Below are 17,573 nucleotides of genomic sequence, written 5' to 3'. Positions count from 1 at the left end.
GCTGATTATATGTCTTTTCCTCTCGCTTTGCCGGTCAGTGACTGGCAAGTTCAGGACGCCGATGCTGTTATCGTCGTCACTTCCGATGTCTCAGATCTTGCCAATGCGGCACTAAACAGTGCGGCAGCCCCTTATCTGGCGGTTGATGCACGATTGCGCACCAAGGCCAGCTTACTGCTGGCAGAAGGTGTGCCGGGCAAGCGCCTGATTGTGTCACCTACAGGCCCGCTTAACCGTGATTATGACGACGTACGACGCTTTTTTGAAGCGGGTAAAGCTGCCGTGCTGGAAGCCAAAGCCGCTGGTGCGGTAAAACCGGTATTGATGGTGGCAGGTGTACCGAGCGATGCACGTTATCAAAATGCCCTGGAAGTGGCTTACCTGGGCGCGTGTCAGGCATTGTGGCAGCCACTAGAGGCCCGTGAATACCGTGGACCGGCAATCGAGCCGATTGAATCTATTGCGCTGCCGGGTGCCAGCGATGAGCAGTGTCGTCAACTGAACGCCATAGCTGCCGGTCAGTACGCAGCCCGGGACCTGTGTGGTACCGAACCTGAGCGTATGGCGCCTCCTAAGTTTGCGGATTACTGCGTTGAGCTATTCAAAGACACCTGTGTCAGTGTTGAAGTGGTAGCGGATCCGGCGACCATTAACAAAGATTACCCTATGCTGGGCACTGTTGCGCGCGCCTCTTACGCGGTGGAGCGCCATCATCCGCGTGTTGTTAAACTGGTCTACACCCCTGAAGGTGACATTGAGCGTACGCTGATGTTTGTGGGTAAAGGCCTGGTGTATGACACCGGTGGTGCGGACCTCAAAGTGGGCGGGTTTATGGCGGGCATGAGCCGCGATAAAGGGGGCGCTGCCTCTGTTGCTGGTTTTATGAAGTCCGTGGCCGATTTTAAGCCAAAAGGGGTTAAAGTGATTGCGTATCTGGCCGTGGTACGTAACTCGATTGGCTCTGATTGTTTTGTGCCAGATGAGATCATCACCACGCGCGAAGGCGTAAAAGTACGCATTGGCAACACCGATGCGGAAGGGCGCCTGGCAATGGGTGACTTGCTCAGCGAGCTCAAAGACATGGCGACTCAGGAAGTTAACCCTGAGCTGTTTACTGTGGCAACACTCACCGGACATGCTGCCCGTGCGGTAGGTCCTTATAGTGCGTATGTGGAAAATGGCCCGGCGCGTGCACGACAAGTGTCTCGTCAGCTGGCTGATATCGGCGACCTGTGGGCCGACTGCGCAGAAGTCTCGCGCAGTCGTCGCGAAGATTATGACTTTGTTCAGCCACGCACTCTGGCGGATGATGTTTTATCGAGCAACAATGCGCCGTCAGCTGTCACTGCCCGTGGCCACCAATTCCCGATGGCTTTTCTGGCCATTGTGGGCGGGCTGGATAAACATGGTAGTGACTCTGAATTGCCGCTGCCTTATGTGCACATGGACATTGCAGGTAGCGGCGTAGAAGGCGGCGACTGGCAGCATGGTAAGCCAACCGCTGCAACCGTCAGCAGCCTGTTTGCCCGTTACTGCCGCTAAACCTTAAAGCGCTCTACAATCTGGGCAAGTTGATGGCTTGCCTGTTTGAGCGATTTACTGGCCTCAGACAAAGTCTGTGTGGTGTCGAGTGAATGATGGGTTGCGTCCGACAGGTCACTGATACGCACATTCACATCGGCCGCCGCACTGCTTTGCTCTTCTGTGGCCCGGGCTATCAAGCCATTCATTTGCAGGATCACCGTGATCAGGCGTTCAATCTCATTCAATGCCTGCTCTGCCTCATGTACCTGATCGACCGTACTGCTCGACAGGCGCTGGCTTTTCTGTACTGCGTCCACTGCAGCCTGAGCACCTTTTTGTAGTTTCTCAATCATTGACTGGATCTCATCGGTACTTTGCCCGGTGCGACTCGCCAGGGTGCGCACTTCATCGGCCACCACCGCAAACCCGCGACCCTGCTCGCCCGCCCGGGCGGCTTCTATGGCCGCATTAAGCGCAAGCAGATTGGTTTGTTCCGATATGCCCCGGATCACGTCCAGCACAGAGCCTATATGCTGGCTTTCTTCTGCCAGTGCCTGAGTGACAACACTGACTTCTTCAATGGTGCCGGAGAGCGTGCCAATGGCACTGATGGTTGTGCTGACCGTTGCTTTGCCCGTTTCACTGGTGCGCATCGCATCACCTGCAGCCTGCTCTGCGGCTTCGGCATGCTGGCTGATCTCCTTGATCTGAGCGCTCATTTGCTCCACGGCCGTTGCCACCTGGCGGCTGCTGTCATTCTGACGCTCGATGTACTCCAGGTTGACTTCGCCGGTGTTATCGACCCTGTCTGCCAGTGCCTCCACCTCTGTAGCATTGCCTGCCACGGCGGCAATCGAATGGCGCATTTTAGAGGTATAAGCATTAAAGAAACGAGACAAACGGGAGATCTCATCGCGGCCATGTTCATCCAGCTGTTGCGTTAAATCGCCTTCTCCCTGGGAAATGTCGCGCATCATATCAGCGGCAGAGCGGATGGGCTGTAAAATGCTGTTGCTGATCACAAAGTTCAGCACTATCAGTACGATCAGCAGCGCGACGATGTTGAATATCATCTGATTGCGCAGCTGGGCAAATTGCACGTCTATACTGTCAAGATACACCCCGGAGCCAACTATCCATTGCCAGGGGGCAAAGCCTTTTACATAGGAAATCTTGTCGACCGCAGCAGACTTGCCGGGTTTGGGCCATTTGTACGGCACAAACCCGTCTCCCTGTGCGTTAACGACGGCGACCATTTCCTGAAACAGTGCAACGCCGTCTGGGTCTTTGCTGTCTCTGACCGATTGTCCGTTGAGCTGAGGTTTAAAGGGGTGCATCACCATACGTGGATAATGGTCATTGACCCAGAAATAATTATTTTCATCGTATCTGAGCGCTTTCAGGGCGCTGAGCGCGGCGCTTTGTGCCTCGGCTTCGCTGAGTGTTCCGCTAAGTTGCGCCTGGTGAAAGTGGGCTATCAGGCTGTGAGCCGTTTCGACCAGGTTTTTGGTTTTTTCGTACTGCTGTTGACTGAGTGCCTGATGTTGTTGCTGCAAGTTCATAACGCCCAGCGCAATCAGGCCAAGCACCACAACCCCCACCAGCATCGCAAGGCGGCCAAAAATGGTGAACTGTCTTAAAAATGCCATAGCTGAGGCTCCTTTTGAAAGCACAAGGTTGTGTGCTGAACAGACTGACATTGCATAGTTTGCAATAAATGTGAGGGTGAAATTTGTTCTAAATCAAGTGAATAATATATTTACAGAGGAAAGGAAAAAGCAATTAGCTATTTGTCGAATAGTGCCGGCAGAGAATTACGCGTATGAGGGACGCGGGCCAAAGCGGGCCCGCGCCTGGGAGTTACTTCACGTCAAAGTGACGATTAAAGAAGTTGGTGATGGTCTGGTGCAGATGGGTTTGCACTTTTTTACCGCGCAGGCTGTGTTTAGAGCCCGGGTAAGTCATCATTTCAAAAGGCTTAGCCTCATCCTGAAGCTGTTTAAACAGCTTAGTGGCATGAGTAAACAACACGTTGTCATCCGCCATGCCATGATAGATCATTAATGGGCCCTTTAAGCCATCTGTGTAGGGGAATACGGCGCTTTGCTCATAGCCCTTAGCATTGGTTTGCGGGTGTCCCAGATATCGCTCGGTGTAGTGTGTATCGTACAGCGCCCAGTCGGTGACCGGTGCGCCCGAGACGCCAGCTGAGAAGTAATCACCTGCCTTGAACATGGTCATCAGGGCCATGTAGCCGCCGTAGCTGTGGCCATAAATGCCAATGCGTGATGGATCAACATAATCCAGCGTGCGTAAAAACTCGACGCCGCGGATCTGATCGGCCACTTCCACTTCCCCTAAGTGTTTATAAATAGGGTCTTCAAAGCGTTTACCCCGGTTATACGAGCCCCGGTTGTCCAGCTGGAAGACAATATAACCTTGTTGCACCATGTACTGGAAATAAAGGTTTTTGCTGCGCCAGCTATTGGTCACGCGCTGGGCATGCGGACCGCCATAGACGTTGACGATCACCGGGTACTTTTTACCTTTTTCCAGCTGCTTAGGCTTAAACAGACGATAGTGCATCAGCTGGCCATCTTGCGCTTTTAGCGTGCCATATTCAGGCGTCGATAAATCGCTTAAGAAAGGCGTTAGCGGGTGTTGCTCGTCCAGTTTATTTTGTTCCAGCCAGGTAATGAATTCGCCATTGGCTTTGCGCAGGGATACGGAAGTCGGCTGATTCACCGCAGACTTGCTGTCAATAAAAGTACGGTTGTCTTCGGCCATGACCACCTTATGATAGGCTCCGGCTTCTGTGATCCGCTTGATATTGCCTTTTTTGAACAAGGGAACGGCATACAGATGGCTTTCAAGCGGCGTGTCTTTACGACCGGAGAAGTAAACCAGGCCTTTTTTCTCATCCACGCCCTGAAGCTTTTCGACAATCCAGTCGCCCTGAGTCAGCTGACGAACCAGCTGGCCGCTGGTGCGATACAAATACAGGTGCTTATAGCCATCGCGCTCCGAGGCCCAGATAAAGTGCTTTTTGTCTTTTAAAAAGTGCAGATCAAAATGCAGGTTGATCCAGGTGTCGCTGGTCTCCGTCAGGGCCACGCGCTGTTGTTTAGTGTCGGCGTTGTAGAATCTCAATTCCAGCTTTTGCTGGGAGCGGTTTTGCCACTGATACGACAAGGTGGTGTCGTCTTCCAGCCAGTTTGCACGGGCAATATAGATGTCTTTGTCTTTACCCAGGTCAATCCAGTCCACTTTTTGATCATTGAGGGTGACAACGCCCAGATCGATCCTGACGTTATCCGTGCCGGTAAACGGGTAACGCTGGTTAAACAGCTTCACTTCGTCGGCATAGATCTCGTTGCGGATGGCTTCCTGTACCGGGCTTTCGTCGATGCGGGTAAAGGCAATTTTGCTTTCATCACCGGCCCACCAGTAGCCGGTCATACGGCTCATTTCTTCCTGCGCCACAAATTCGGCCATGCCGTTTTTAATTACGCCGCCGCCGCCTTTACTCAGACGGATCTCTTTGCCGGTCGCCAGTTCCAGGGCATATAAGTCTTGTTCGCGGATAAAAGAGACATAGTTGCCTTTGGGTGAAAAACGCGCATCGGTTTCAAAGGCTTCGGTGTCGGTGAGCTTACGGCTTTTTCCGGAACTCAGCTCATAATAGTAGAGGTCGCCATTGAGCGGAAAGAGCAGGGCCTTGCCATCTTTCGACCACTTGTATTCGAGGATCCCGCGGCCAAAAATACGTTGCCTTTCACGGCGCGCTTTTTCTTCGTCTGACAGGGTTTCCGGGCCTGAGAACAACGCCTGTGAATCAACCAGCAGGCGATTGGTGTCGGCTTTAATATTGTATTCCCACAGGTCGTAGCGGTTGTAGTCATCGACTTTGCCTTGCAGGTAAGTTACCCGGGACCCGTCGGGTGAGAACTTGAGCTTCACCGGGGCTTTGCCCGCCAAAGAGGGGTCATCGAAGATACGTTCCAGCGTCAGCGGCTGGGCCACGGTCAACTGACTGGTGGCCAGCAAACCGGTGGCAAGCGCGGCGTAAGATAGCAGATTGCGCACAGAGTCACCTTTTAATTATGTTATGTTGGTATGAGTGCCTTGATGGTAAAGACTGTCAACCATGATGGCAATAAAATCAGACGGACGTGTCAGGGGGGAAATCTTGTCTGCATACTGTCGCTTTTACGGCGCAACTTAGTTACAGTGAGGCCACCACCAACGGACTTAAAAAAGAACAATGAGCACATTTCAACTGGCGCCGGAACTGGCGCGTGATTGTATTGAACTGGCCGACTGGCCATTGTGTAAACTGCTGTTATTAAACGACAGTCAGTACCCCTGGTTTATACTGGTACCACGCATAGCCGGGCTGCGTGAGATCATTGATCTCAGTGAACAGCAACAGCAAGTATTTTGGCAGGAGTCCGCAAAGCTGAGCCATTTGATCAAAGCGGTGTTTAATCCGCATAAGTTAAATGTCGCGGCTTTGGGTAATATGGTGCCACAGCTGCACGTTCATCATATTGCCCGTTTTGAGCACGATGCAGCCTGGCCAAAGCCCGTGTGGGGGGCGTTGCCTGCCGTGCCATACAGCAACCAGCAAATTGCCCAAATAAAACAGGCGCTGGAGTGTTAGCGCCTGTTTAGCAGTGTTTGTGTATTGGGCTGTTATAAGCCCAGTACCGCTTTACCTTGTTTAAAGGTAACATCAACCGGAATATTGGCGGCTGCTAGCTTGTCCAGATCGGCCTGGAGTTCTGCTTTAATGTCGCCATGGGTTGCCAGCAACTGATCCACTTTTTGGTAGTCGCCGTCGCCTTGCAGCGTCAGGATCAGGTTAGACAGTTTTTCCATCGCTGCGCCCATTTTGGCCATGTCTACGGCGTAAAGGCCGTCGGCATTCTTTGAAAACGCGCCTTCTTGTTTGAAGAAGTTAAAGCGGATCATATTGGCTTTACCATGAGCACTGGATGCGCCAAAACGTACCGAGCGGAAAATCCCGGCCATAAAGGTTACATAGTAATCTTCCAGTGTGCCTTCGGTGATTTCGCCTTTGTTCAGCAGCTGCTCAACCATGTAAAGGCCCAGGATATCGGCTTTGCCTTCTTCCAGTGCGCTGGCATGTTCCTGCAGCGACTGACGTACAGTGCCTTGACCTGTGATGGTGTTTTTAATCCCCAGACCATGTGCCACTTCATGGAACATAGTGTTGGCAAAGAAAGCGTCAAAGGTAATGTGTTTACGCTGCTCGGGCACAATCAGCTGCTCGGCAATCGGCACCAGGATCTTATCAAATTTGGCCTGCATGGCATTTTTCAGTTGCAAACGACGCGTGCCTTTTTGTAACTGAACGGCTTCATCGTTTGGCAGGTTGATGGCGATGGTCTTGCTGCCCGCGTTAGAGTGACCGGCATAGTAAATCACATCGTAGGCGTTAAGGTCGGCATCGGAGCCTGGGACTTCTTGCTTATATTTGGCATCGACCGGCAGGCCTTGCTGTAGTTCAGGCAGAAAAGCGGCAAACTTAGCCAGGCGCTCGCTCCAGGCCATGTCTTTAACCAGCACATAAGACTCAAACGCTGTACGGTAGCCAAACAATTGATCTTCATAGGTTTCGATAGGGCCGATCACCACATCAATGGGGTTGTTCTTCATGTCCATCCAGGCAAAGTCAGAAGCCTGATAGCTGTTGTTCACCAGCGCATCGGCACGCAGGTTTAAGTATTTAGAAAACTGCTTGTCCACAGCCAGTTTACTGGCATCACGCAGCAATTGCGCAGCGGTGTTCAGCTCTGCCTGATAGGCCTCAGAGTAGGGCACGCTGTACAGCTGGCCCTGTGCGTCGCGTTTGATCAGCGAGTATAAGCCCGCTTTGTCTTTTACATCGGCCTGATTGAGCTCGTCTTTGCTGATGTCGCTTGGGTAGAACTCGGCACCCGGTGTTTTAGCTGCAAAGCCACTCAGGAAGACCTTGTCACCGTTGAGGCGATCCCATGGCCCATAGTTGATGTCAGCAAACTGACGAACTTTGGGGTCCTGAATGTTCGCCAGAAAGGCTGTTTTGTCCATGCCAAAGGCTTGTTTCCAGAACAACTCATCCATGATTTTAGAGGCATCTATCAAAAGGCCGAGCATTTTTTTCTGGTTGTCATTAAGGTGCGACAGATCGCTGTTCAGGGTGACCTGAGTGTAAATATCCAGTCGCTCAGGAGACAGGTCTTGCAGCTGATAGCCTTCGCTTGCCTGGTGTGACTGTGCCTGAGATTCAGCGTTTGTCTGTTGTGGTTCAGAGCAGGCGCTTAGCATAACGCTACAGGCCAGCATCACGGCCGTTGATAAGATTGCGCGTTTCATCATTTTTCCTTCATCCGGAGTGTAAGTCGGACCTATTCTGTGATGCGGTCACTCAGTACTCAGTGACTGCTCAGGGGTCCGTATTATTATTTCGGTGCTATACCTTACATGAAATGACGGCAACTTGCTGCTGTTGCGATATGAAGTCGGAGAATATTTTATTGAGCCGCGACCGATAGGGGGTTTTACCTGCGTCACGAATAATTTTTATACTTTTCTTAACTTACTCTTTAAGTTAGACAATACTAATAACATGAACAGCACCTTGCTCTGAGCGCATGGCCCTTGCTGCACGCCAGAAGTGCGCACAATAGGCCAGTAAATTCGAGGATTGAACCAATATGTCTACTGAAAATGCTTTGTTGACGATTCTGATTGATAAAATTAATAACGATACTCTGGTATTGCCAACCTTGCCCGAAGTGGCCGTGCGGGTGCGCCAGGCGGCAGATGATCCGGAAGTGAATTTATTACACATGGCTGAAGTGATCTCTCACGACCCGGCGCTGGCGGCGCGTATGATTAAAGTGGCCAACAGTGCATTTTTGGGTCGCACGGTGAAGGTCAACACCCTTAACCAGGCAGTGACTCGCATAGGTCTGCGCCAGGTTAAAAATGTCGCCACCGCGATGGCGATGGAGCAACTGTTTGTTTCGCAAAACAAACTGATCAAAACCTATATGGACAAGGCCTGGCAAAAAACCCTCAAGGTTGCCTGCCAGGCGATCACCACCATGGACTTTTACTTGCGGGTGAATAAGCACACCTCGCTTAACAAAGACACCATCACGCTGGCCTCGCTGGTCTTTAACATAGGTGTACTGCCAATCCTCACCGAAGCGGAGCACCACCCGGAAGTGTTTGCTAATCCGAGCTTTTTGGCGCACGCTATCCAGAAACTGGGTGGACGTATTGGTGGCGCCATCATGCGCGAGTGGGGGTTCACAGAGGAATTTGTGGAAGTGGCGGAGAGCTGGGCGAACCCTAATTATAAACCGGCTCATGTTTGTTACGTCGACTTTATTCGTGTTGGCGCTATTGTGGAAGGGATCTTACAGGTATCCGATAAAGCTGCGGCGCTGCATGTGTATGAAGAAAAAGGAGTGCTGGGGTCGGTCGATATGTTCTATGACGATGATTATCAGGACATGCTGAACGACATAAAAGCCGCTTTCTCATAATCCTTATAACAACAAGCCGGCAGAGGGTAAGCACCCGCTGCCGGCTTTCTGACCCAGCTAAGTTACTGGATTAACAGGCCGTGTTACAGGTCGTCCTGATCGCCCAGGCCCTGTGACAACTCTTCGAGCAGCTCTTTGATCTCCTCGGTGACCAGAATAAAGTCTGCGTCCAGTTTGACCGCCATGTCTTCTTTGGGGATATCCGCATTTTGCTCTTTCAGCGTATCGCTGAAGCTCAGGCGCTTAAGTGAGCCATCGTTTTGCAGTGTAAACTGAACGCGCTCACGCCAGTCCATCCCCAGTTTAGTGACTCGCTTGCCGTGTTCCAGGTGCAGCTTGATCTCATCACTTGCCAGGTCGTGTTGTTTTAGTTTCACCTGAGCGCCGTTGTCATCGGCTTCCTGCAGCTCGGCGTCAGAACCAATTGCAAAGCCTTCCGGCACCTCAAACTTGGTCAGCCAGTCGGTCAGAAACAGATCCAGATCATAGTTGGCAAATGCGGGGACAATCGGCAGCGTACCCAAAGATTTACGCAACAGGGCGGTGAGTTCTTCGGCTTTATTGAAGCTGCCGCTATTGACGATAACCCAACCATTTTTCTGGTCGATAAAAGCAAACTGCAGGCTGGACTTTTTGAATGCCTGCGGCAGTAAGGTTGCCGTGATGTTTTCTTTGATTTCGTCTTTTTCTTTTTTCTTGACCGGACGATTCTCTTCCTGTTCGATCGATTCTATTTTTTCCGCAACCATTTCATTGATCACAGAGGCTGGCAGCACTTTTTCTTCTCGTTTCGCACACACCAAAATACAGTGCTGAGAAAAGTGGCTCAGCGTCTGGCCGTGTTTGCCAAGGGCTTTGGTCCAGCCAAAAGTGCTCATATCCTGGCTACCACACGGACGAAATACGTCGTGCTCCAGGGCTGCTTCAAAGTCTTCCTGAGTGTAGGAGACGTCTTGTTTAAATCGATAACAGATAAGATTGCTAAACCACATAGAACAGGTTCCGAAGAGTAAAATCGACCCGCATCATAGCAAACCGATCCCCTCTCGGGCAAAGGCTCTGAGCAGATTATTCGACTAGTCGGTATCGACGTCTATTAACTGAACATCGCCACGTTCTTTTGTAGCTCTTTGGGGAAACGAATGTAGTAGGTCAGCCCTTTTCCTTCTTCCGAATTTACTTCAATATCGCCATTGAGTGTCTGTTTCACCAGGTTGAAGGTGATATGGGTACCCAGGCCACTACCGCCTTGCTCGCGCTTGGTAGTAAAGAAGGGATCAAAGAGTTTTTCAAGCTGCGCCTTGCTTACGCCTTTGCCATTATCCTTGTAAACGATAAAGACGTCGTTGTTTTCTTCTCTGATCTCTATGTCTATGGTGCCCTGGGCTATGCCTTCAAAGCCATGGATCAGGGAGTTCATGATCAGGTTGGTAAAGATCTGGCTGATGGCGCCGGCCGGTAAGTGCAAGGTGAGCTCTTCCGGGCAGTCAACGTTAACAATATGCGCAGTCTTTTTGAGTTTAGGGTGCAAGGAGCGGATCACTTCGCCCAGATACTGCTTAAAGTTAATCGTGCGCACGGCTTCACTGGCCTGGTCAACTGCAATCTGCTTAAAGCTGGCCACCAGCTCAGAGGCCCGATCTAAATTCGTTGTGAGTAAGCTGGTGCTTTGTTTGGCTTCATTAATAAATTCTTCCAGTGCCTTAGGTGACAGGGTTTTATCCCGATAGGCCGTTTCCAGGCGCTGCAGACGTTCTTCCAGGAAGGAGGTCGCTGTAACACCGATACCGACCGGGGTATTAATGTCGTGGGTTATCCCCGCGACCAGACCGCCCAGTGCCGCCATTTTTTCTGAGCCGACCAGACGCTCCTGCGCCATGTTGAGCTCATCAACATACTTTTCCAGCTCTTTTTGTTTGGTTAGCAGCTCTTCTTCGGTCTGGCGTCTGAGATCGATTTCTTCTGTTAAGGTGAGCTTTTGCTTTTCCAGCTCATATTTTTGTTGTTGCAGGTCCATCATGGCCTGCGACAGGTTGGAGGTTTTGCGTGCCACCTCCTGCTCAAGCTGAATATTATGCTGGTCCAGTTTTTCGTTACTTATCAACAGCTCTTTTTGTGCCTGGTCGAGTTTTTTACGGTAATCGGCAATGCGGTCAATGAGCTTGTTGAAGGCCTCTTCCATCACCTTAAGCTCGTTACGCTCTGTGGTATCTATATCTATTTTGTGGCCATCGACATTGTCTATTTCAAAATCATCAATCTGCTCGGTCAGATCGGTTAAAGGCTCGGTGAGTAACTTTCTAAATGCGAGTAAAAACAAAATGATCAGAAACGTGGTTTTGACCATCGCATTACCGATCAGGAAGTAGATGGAGATCATGATGCGACTGAACACCACTTCGCGGCTTGAAAACAAGGTGACATCACCCACTTGGGTGGCACGCCCGGAAAACTCGAAGATAAGCGGAAAGGTATAGCCAAATAACCCGGAAGGCGTGTCTTCTATGAGCGCCTCTTCTTGTACCAGTTGTTGGCTGTAGAGCTCATGGATGTTGAGGGAGCGACCCAGCTGCGAAATGATCTCGCCACTGTCGTCACGCACAATGATCCCTTCAATCATAGGGATCGCCAGCAAACCCTCGGCGGTGGTGACGGTTTGTTTGGTATTGAGCTCCCAGATGGCACGGGTCAGGCTGCGGCTAAAGGTTTTTTGCAGCATGGTTAACTCGTTGCGAATATAGTCCTTGGTATTGACATATTCGGCCACCACTTGTCCGCACGTCACGACAAAGGTGAGCAAAAAGTAAACCGACAAGACGTTTGTGAGCAGCTTCTTTGACAGACTTTTTTGCAGCATGAAGAGTTCTTTGCTCCTAACAACGAGTTTTTGCGTGCTTAATACACTTAAAGTTAGCCAATAAAGTGCTAAAAATAAATATTAATCTCAATCTGATATCACAAGGAATTTGTTCCTGTGGCACTTACTGGACAGAGATTATTGTGTTATAAGTTTAACCACAACAATAACCTTTATCCCAGAACAGAACAATAAAGATTATTTGACAATTCACCTTATGAGTTACTCTGTATTAGTTTGTGACGATTCGGTCGTTGCCCGCAAACAAGTTATCCGTTGCCTCAATGGCATGCTGGATGCGGATATTTGCCAAGCCAGTAATGGACGTGAAGCCCTGGAGGTGCTGGCATCGCGGCAGATAGACTTGGTTTGTCTTGACCTGACCATGCCAGTACTGGATGGAATAGGCGTGCTGGAAGCAATCAAACAGCAGGTGATAGAAACCTACGTTGTGGTGATTTCAGCCGATATTCAGGACGAAATGAAAACGCGGGTTGCTAAGCTCGGGGCGCTGGCGTTTTTGGAAAAGCCGGTCAAGTCAGAGTCCTTGCAGGCGACACTCAGCCGCTTTGGGATCCGTTAACAGCGGTCCGTTTGTAAACGCCAGTCTCTTTTATTAACATCAATTTTGCCGTCCCTCACATCAATTATTTCGTAATTCTGACATAAACTTTGCATTTTGCTGTTCGCAACTTGAGTTTTTTGCATAGTTTTTCGCGCTATTATTTCGGTTTTTGTGCTTGACAGCTTATCCAGTGTTCAGGCAGTCTAAAGTCTATGAAAAAGATTATTAACACCACGACCATTATTACCACCACCATCCTAACTGGATAGTGGCATAGGTCGGTGCGTATTCGAAAAGGCCTGTGCTCACTGCGAGCACAGGCCTTTTTTGTTTTTGGAATGAGGAAAATTGACATGAAAGTATTGAAGTTTGGAGGATCATCGCTGGCCGATTATGGCTGTCTGCAACGGGTTCGGGAACTGATCCTGACTCAGGGGAGTAACGAGGCGCTGGTGGTGTTGTCTGCACCGGGTGGTGTTACAGACAAACTGGTTGAGCTATGCGAGTTGGCGCGTCAGGGACAAGCGTATGAGGCGCAATGGCAAGCACTGACAGAGCGCCTGAATGCGCTAAAATCTCAGGTTGAAGCTGAGTTTGGTGAAGCGGCGCATTGGCCCGATTTAGCCGCGCTGGCAGATAAACTGGCGGGCGTGAAACTGCTCAGGCAATGCCCGGATGCCGTACAGGCGTATGTGATTAGTTTCGGTGAGCGCGTCAGTGTCGCTCTGATGGTGGCCATGCTGGGTAAAGACAAGGCCCATTATCTTGATGCTACCGCGTGTATTGCTACCAATGACGCTTACCTGGATGCGGAGGCTCTGCTGGATGAAAGCCGTGCTCGTTTTAGCGCGCAGCTACAGGCCCACCGCGCACAATTTTACATCATGCCCGGCTTTACCGGCAGCAATTCCGCAGGCGAGCTGACGACACTTGGACGTAACGGCTCGGATTATTCAGCCGCCATTGCCGCAGCCTGTATTCAGGCAGAGGTCTGCCAGATCTGGACAGACGTTGACGGCGTCTACAGTGCCGACCCCAGGCTGATTAAAAAAGCCACCAAAGTGAATCGCTTGTCTTATAAAGAAGCGATGGAACTGTCGTATTTTGGCGCCAAAGTTTTGCATCCTAAAACCATTTTACCTTGTGCCAAAACCGGGGTGCCCTGCGAGATTAAAAATACCCATGCGCCGGAGCTGCCGGGTTCCGTGATTGCGGCTCAGGGTGGTGGTGATGAGCCGGTTAAAGCCTTATCGAGTCTGGATAAGCTGGCAATGTTAACGGTTTCAGGGCCGGGTATGAAAGGCAAAGTGGGTATGGCGGCCAGGGTGTTTTCGGCGCTGGCAAAAGACAATGTGTCTATTGTGTTGATCACCCAATCTTCTTGCGAGTTCAGTATCAGTTTTTGTGTGCACGAACAAGACTTGCCTTTGGCATTGCAGGCACTGCAAAGCGCCTTTGAGCTGGAGATGCAGGCTCAGCTGATTGAACCCATTGAGGTACGCCGCTCACTGGCAATCGTTACCCTGGTGGGCGATAACATGAAATCGCACAAAGGTCTGGCGGCCAAATTCTTTGCCTCGCTGGCGCAGGCGCAGGTGAATATTGTGGCGATTGCCCAGGACTCTACCGAAAGCGCTATTTCTGCCGTGATCCAGGGCGAGCTATGTCAGGACGCGGTGAAGGTGTGCCATGAGAACTTCTTTACCCATGTTCCCTCAATTGATGTGTTTTTACTTGGCTGTGGTCTGGTTGGTACAGAGCTGGTGGCCCAGTTGCAACGTCAGCAAAGCTGGCTGGCAGAGCGCAACATCAAGCTCAACCTCTATGGTGTGGCTAACTCAAAACACTGTTACCTGAATGAACAGGGCGTGCCTTTTGAGCGCTGGCAAGAGGCACTGGCAGATGCGTCCGAGGGCTTTAAACTTACGGATCTGGAAGCTTTTGTGCGTCGTAACCACCTGATCAATCCGGTTATTGTCGATTGCAGCTCGTCTCAGCAACTGGCCGACCAATATCGGGACTTTCTCGCGGCAGGCTTTCACGTTGTGGCAGCCAATAAAAAAGCCAACACCAGCGACTATGACTATTACCAGGCGCTGAAGCAGGTTGCACAGCAAAAGGGCCGACGCTTCTTATACGAAACCAATGTCGGCGCGGGCCTGCCGGTACTCGATAACCTGCAGCTATTGTTCGGTGCGGGCGATGAGCTGTTGTCTTTCAGTGGTATCTTGTCGGGCTCATTGTCGTACATTTTCGGTGAGCTGGAAGATGGCCTGAGCCTGTCAGAGGCCACCGCCAAAGCGAAGCAAAGCGGCTTTACAGAACCGGATCCGCGCGATGACCTCTCCGGCACGGATGTCGCGCGTAAACTGCTGATCATCGCTCGTGAGTCGGGTTTAGCGCTGGAGCTGTCTGACATCGAAGTCGAGCCTGTGGTGCCCGAAGACTTTGCCGCGGGCAGCTCTGTGGATGAGTTTATGGCACGGCTGCATGAACAGGACGGCGCGTTTGCGGATCGCATTCAAAGCGCGGCCAGTGAGGGTAAGGTATTACGTTATGTGGCCAGCATTGCCGATGACCGTTGCCGGGTCGGGATTGAAGCGGTGGAGCGCACTCATGCACTGTCGGATATTCGTGACGGGGAAAATGCCCTTGCCATATTGAGTCAGTATTATCAGCCAAAACCTTTTGTGATCCGGGGGTATGGTGCCGGTGCGGAAGTCACCGCAGCCGGGGTGTTTGCTGATATTCTGAAAACACTGACACGCTAGGAGTGGCTATGAAACGATTTTTTGCACCGGCATCCATTGGTAATTTTTGTGTCGGTTTTGATTCCCTTGGGGCCGCCATAGCCCCTTTAGATGGGACTTTACTGGGCGATGTGGTGAGTGTTGAAGCTGCCGAGCAGGACAGCTTTGCCTGCATCGGCCCTTATGCGGCTAAATTGCCCGCACAGGCTGAGGAAAACCTCGCCTATCAATGTCTGGTTCATTTCAGGGAGCATGTCGCAGCGAACATGCCTGGGGTGAAATTAACCCTGGAAAAACGACTGCCGATCGGCTCTGGGCTGGGTTCCAGTGCCTGCTCCGTGGTCGCGACGTTTGCGGCGCTGAATGCTTTTGCACAGACGCAGCTGTCTCAGACTCAGATGATTGAGCTGATGGCCGACTTCGAAGGAAAGGTCAGTGGTGCACGCCACTATGACAATATTACGCCCTGCTATTTGGGTGGGCTTCAGCTGACAGCCGAATTGGTCCCCGACAGGGCACTGAGCTTGCCTAGCGATGACAACTGGCGACTGGTGGTGGCGTACCCCGGTTTTGCCCTGAATACCGCTGCGGCCAGAGCGGTGTTGCCGCACCAGCTGGCGACACACGATGCGGTAGAGTTTGCCCAGCGATTGAGCACCTTTACTTTATTAATGGCGCAGCAGCAGTTTGATAAGGCCGTGACATTAATGAAGGATGAGATTGCCGAGCCGGCACGAGCACCTTTGATAAAAGGGTTTGCCGAGGCCAGACAAAGCCTGCCTGAATTAGGCGCGCTAAACGTCAGCATTTCGGGAGCCGGGCCAACCTTGTTTGCATTGTGCGCAAGCGAGGAGGATGCGCAGCGTTGCCAGCTGTGGTTACAACAAAATTACCTGAATGAACAAGGCTTCAGCCACATTTGCCGAATAGACCCACAAGGTACAAGAGAAATAAAGGAAGGAGAGTAGAATGAAACTGGTTAACTTAAAAGACGATACTCAGGTGGTATCCTTTATTGACGCCGTTAAAACGGGGTTGGGTCGCAATCAGGGGGTGTTTTTCCCCGAAACGCTTGAGCCTTTGAATGACATTGATGGCCTGCTGGCACAGCCTTTTGCACAGCGCAGCGCGGCTATCCTGAAACACCTGATCGGAGATGAGTTACCTCTGGACTCATTACAGAGCATGTGTGAGCAGGCATTTGATTTTCCTGCGCGCTTAGTTGAAGTTGAAAAAAATAAATATTGCCTTGAGCTATTTCATGGCCCGACGCTGGCCTTTAAAGATTTTGGCGGACGCTTTATGGCGCAATGCATTGGTGCCTTTAGTCAGGGAGAGCGGGTCACCATTCTCACCGCGACCAGCGGCGATACTGGTGCTGCGGTAGCCCATGCCTTTTATCAGATGCCGGGCGTGGATGTGGTGATCCTCTATCCACAGGGGAAAATCTCACTGGCTCAGCAAAAACTCTTTACTACGTTGGGTGAAAACATCCATTGTTATGCGGTAGAAGGCAGCTTCGATGATTGTCAGGCATTGGTAAAGCAAGCCTTCCTGGATGATGAGTTTAAGCAGACTTTAGGTCTGAACTCGGCCAATTCAATCAATATTAGCCGCCTGCTGGCCCAGGTTTGTTACTACTTTGAGGCATTTGCCCAGCTTAACGCGGCTCAGCGCCAGCAGGTTCATGTTTCTGTGCCCAGTGGTAACTTCGGCAATGTGTGTGCTGCCATGATTGCCGCGGCACTGGGATTGCCGGTAAAACGCCTCAGTGCGACCACCAACCAGAATGACACTGTGCCCCGTTATCTGGACTCCGGTCAGTGGCAGCCGAACGCGACTTTAGAGTCAATTTCCAATGCGATGGATGTGAGTAAACCTAATAACTGGCCTCGGGTTGAGTCCATGTTGGAACAAGGGTACTTTCCTAAGTATGAATTTTATTCACGTTCTGTGTCTGAAGAGAGAACGCAGCAAGTGATGCGTACGGTGGCAAAAGCCGGGTACGTGACAGAGCCTCATACTGCAATTGCCTATGAAGGGCTACTGCTGGACGGTCAGCCCGAAGAAACCGGGATTTTTCTGGCAACGGCACACCCCGCCAAATTCAGAGAAACCGTGGAAGCGGTGCTGGAGCAGGCGATAGAGATGCCAGAGGCGCTGGCAACGGCGCTTGAAAAACCCTGCCTGGCTGAGCCTTTGTCTGCCGATTATGCTGCCCTCAAGCAGGCCGTGTTGGCGCGTCTGACACGTTAAACCCTGGTAAGTTGCTTTGCTGGTGACCCGATGAGGCACCAGCAAAGCGCATTCAGTAG

Annotated in this window: 12 protein-coding genes; 7 read left to right on the top strand and 5 right to left on the bottom strand. The window is 51.3% G+C overall.

All coding sequences use genetic code 11. The features are described from left to right. The first annotated feature begins 9 nt into the window (after nt 1-9). The gene (locus tag TW77_RS20770; protein WP_046006880.1) at nt 10-1,542 is read left to right on the top strand and encodes a M17 family metallopeptidase; all 1,533 of its coding nucleotides are present in this window, start codon (nt 10-12) and stop codon (nt 1,540-1,542) included. Here the strand turns inward: TW77_RS20770 and TW77_RS20765 are convergent. Then, the gene (locus TW77_RS20765; protein WP_046006879.1) at nt 1,539-3,173 is read right to left on the bottom strand and encodes a methyl-accepting chemotaxis protein; all 1,635 of its coding nucleotides are present in this window, start codon (nt 3,171-3,173) and stop codon (nt 1,539-1,541) included. The genes TW77_RS20770 and TW77_RS20765 overlap by 4 nt on opposite strands. 211 nt (nt 3,174-3,384) lie before the next feature. Next, nucleotides 3,385-5,601 carry a S9 family peptidase gene (locus tag TW77_RS20760; protein ID WP_046006896.1) on the bottom strand — a complete coding sequence of 739 codons (2,217 nt, stop codon included), beginning with the start codon at nt 5,599-5,601 and terminating at the stop codon, nt 3,385-3,387. Nucleotides 5,602-5,788: 187 nt separating this feature from the next. Between TW77_RS20760 and TW77_RS20755 the strand changes: the two genes are divergently transcribed. Further along, nucleotides 5,789-6,187 carry an HIT domain-containing protein gene (locus TW77_RS20755; protein WP_046006878.1) on the top strand — a complete coding sequence of 133 codons (399 nt, stop codon included), beginning with the start codon at nt 5,789-5,791 and terminating at the stop codon, nt 6,185-6,187. Between the two features lie 32 nt (nt 6,188-6,219). On the opposite strand, the gene TW77_RS20750 is transcribed toward TW77_RS20755, so the two are convergent. After that, complete coding sequence (locus TW77_RS20750; protein ID WP_046006877.1) at nt 6,220-7,905, bottom strand: dipeptidyl-peptidase 3 family protein; 1,686 nt, start codon at nt 7,903-7,905, stop codon at nt 6,220-6,222. 341 nt (nt 7,906-8,246) lie between these two features. On the opposite strand from TW77_RS20750, the gene TW77_RS20745 reads away from it, so the two are divergent. Then, on the top strand, nt 8,247-9,086 hold the full coding sequence (locus TW77_RS20745) for an HDOD domain-containing protein (RefSeq protein WP_046006876.1): 840 nt from the start codon (nt 8,247-8,249) through the stop codon (nt 9,084-9,086). An 83-nt stretch (nt 9,087-9,169) separates the two neighbouring features. On the opposite strand, the gene rdgC is transcribed toward TW77_RS20745, so the two are convergent. Both rdgC and TW77_RS20735 read right to left on the bottom strand, forming a co-directional pair. Then, entirely contained in the window at nt 9,170-10,078 is a 909-nt protein-coding gene (rdgC, locus tag TW77_RS20740) for a recombination-associated protein RdgC (protein WP_046006875.1), read from the bottom strand. A 104-nt stretch (nt 10,079-10,182) separates the two neighbouring features. Next, a complete protein-coding gene (locus TW77_RS20735) occupies nt 10,183-11,943 on the bottom strand; it encodes a sensor histidine kinase (protein ID WP_046006874.1) in 1,761 nt (586 codons plus the stop codon). Nucleotides 11,944-12,160: 217 nt separating this feature from the next. Here TW77_RS20735 and TW77_RS20730 point away from each other — a divergent pair, with 217 nt between their 5' ends. The 4 genes from TW77_RS20730 to thrC all read left to right on the top strand — a co-directional run bounded on the left by TW77_RS20730 (nt 12,161) and on the right by thrC (nt 17,514). After that, nucleotides 12,161-12,526, top strand: coding sequence for a response regulator (locus TW77_RS20730; protein WP_046006895.1), 366 nt, complete (start codon nt 12,161-12,163; stop codon nt 12,524-12,526). Between the two features lie 335 nt (nt 12,527-12,861). Then, nucleotides 12,862-15,279, top strand: coding sequence for a bifunctional aspartate kinase/homoserine dehydrogenase I (thrA, locus tag TW77_RS20725; RefSeq protein WP_046006873.1), 2,418 nt, complete (start codon nt 12,862-12,864; stop codon nt 15,277-15,279). Nucleotides 15,280-15,287: 8 nt separating this feature from the next. Beyond that, nucleotides 15,288-16,226 carry a homoserine kinase gene (thrB, locus tag TW77_RS20720; RefSeq protein ID WP_046006872.1) on the top strand — a complete coding sequence of 313 codons (939 nt, stop codon included), beginning with the start codon at nt 15,288-15,290 and terminating at the stop codon, nt 16,224-16,226. Between the two features lies 1 nt (nt 16,227). Continuing rightward, the gene (gene thrC, locus TW77_RS20715) at nt 16,228-17,514 is read left to right on the top strand and encodes a threonine synthase (protein WP_046006871.1); all 1,287 of its coding nucleotides are present in this window, start codon (nt 16,228-16,230) and stop codon (nt 17,512-17,514) included. The last annotated feature ends 59 nt before the right edge of the window (nt 17,515-17,573 follow it).

The organism is Pseudoalteromonas rubra (assembly GCF_000967655.1).
Taxonomy (GTDB): Bacteria; Pseudomonadota; Gammaproteobacteria; order Enterobacterales; family Alteromonadaceae; genus Pseudoalteromonas; species Pseudoalteromonas rubra_A.
The sequence above is the reverse complement of the archived record's forward strand: the minus strand, read 5'-3'. Positions and strand labels throughout refer to the sequence as shown.